Below are 1,012 nucleotides of genomic sequence, written 5' to 3' on the forward strand. Positions count from 1 at the left end.
ACAATACTGTTTTGTCTTCGGATTGCACCGCGCTCGCCCCCTCGCTGCTCATCACCCGTGAGGTCAAGCCACTCAAGCGGACACAGATATGACCGTTGTCATCGCATATCGTGACATCCCATTTACGGCTGCCGTCAGTGACAGCCCCGTCATGCTTCGCATCCGATTGCACAATCACCCACGCCTGGTCGGGGCTATGCTCGCGAATCTGTAAGCGTTCGAGCGCAAACGGCAATGCAGGCCTGATCGCCTCATCGTGCTGATCAAGCAGTAGACCGATGGATGCCTGCAGCGCACTGTCCAGCACACTCGGGTGCAGGACGTATTGGTCCCTCGTGCCGCTTATGCAGACCGGCAAGGCCACACGTGCCAACACAAAAGGGATGTGCGCGGCGTCCGTCCCTTTCCGGACAACAGTCAACCCCTGATGGGCGGGACCATAGTCCAGGCCCACCGAGTTGAACGCTTGATAGCACTGCTCGGCCTCAAACGACATTTCACACTGACTGCGCAGCAGCGACAGATCAATCGGGTTTTCGTCAGTCGTGGCAACGTTCGTCGAGGCTCGCCCCCAAGCGTGAACAATTCGCTCATCCTCGTCGGTGTATACCTGAAACTCGACCTGCCCATTTTCATCGCCGTTCAGGCAGATGTGCACGTGTCGGGTGTCATGGACCGTCAGCGGCCGTGCCCATACCACGTCCCTCAGTTCGATGGCTGATGGATCGGGGTTTTGCAGGTCCAGCGACGCCAGCACTGCCGCACGCGCCATCTCCAGATAAGCCACACCTGGCAGCACAGGCTGTCCCTGAACGACATGGTCCGACAGGAAGAAATCTTCACGGCTCAATAATGTGCTGAAGCGTTGTTCGCTCAGGCTGGAAGTATTCTGATGCAACAACGGATGTAACCTGGCTGCGACCGAAACCAGTGCTGCGCCCGAGCGCTGCGGTGTTTCCAACCAATACCGCTCTCTGAGGAATGGGTAGGTGGGCAACGAAACCCGTTTTGG

The 1,012-nt window shown here is 57.9% G+C and carries 1 protein-coding gene; it reads right to left on the reverse strand.

What is annotated here, in order from left to right:
* Positions 1-961, reverse strand: a 961-nt coding sequence (locus tag UCMB321_RS28945) for a polyketide synthase dehydratase domain-containing protein (protein WP_167337473.1), incomplete at its 3' end; no start/stop codon positions are given.
* Positions 962-1,012: the final 51 nt, after the last annotated feature.

The sequence above is a fragment of the Pseudomonas batumici genome, from assembly GCF_000820515.1.
Classification (GTDB): Bacteria; Pseudomonadota; Gammaproteobacteria; order Pseudomonadales; family Pseudomonadaceae; genus Aquipseudomonas; species Aquipseudomonas batumici.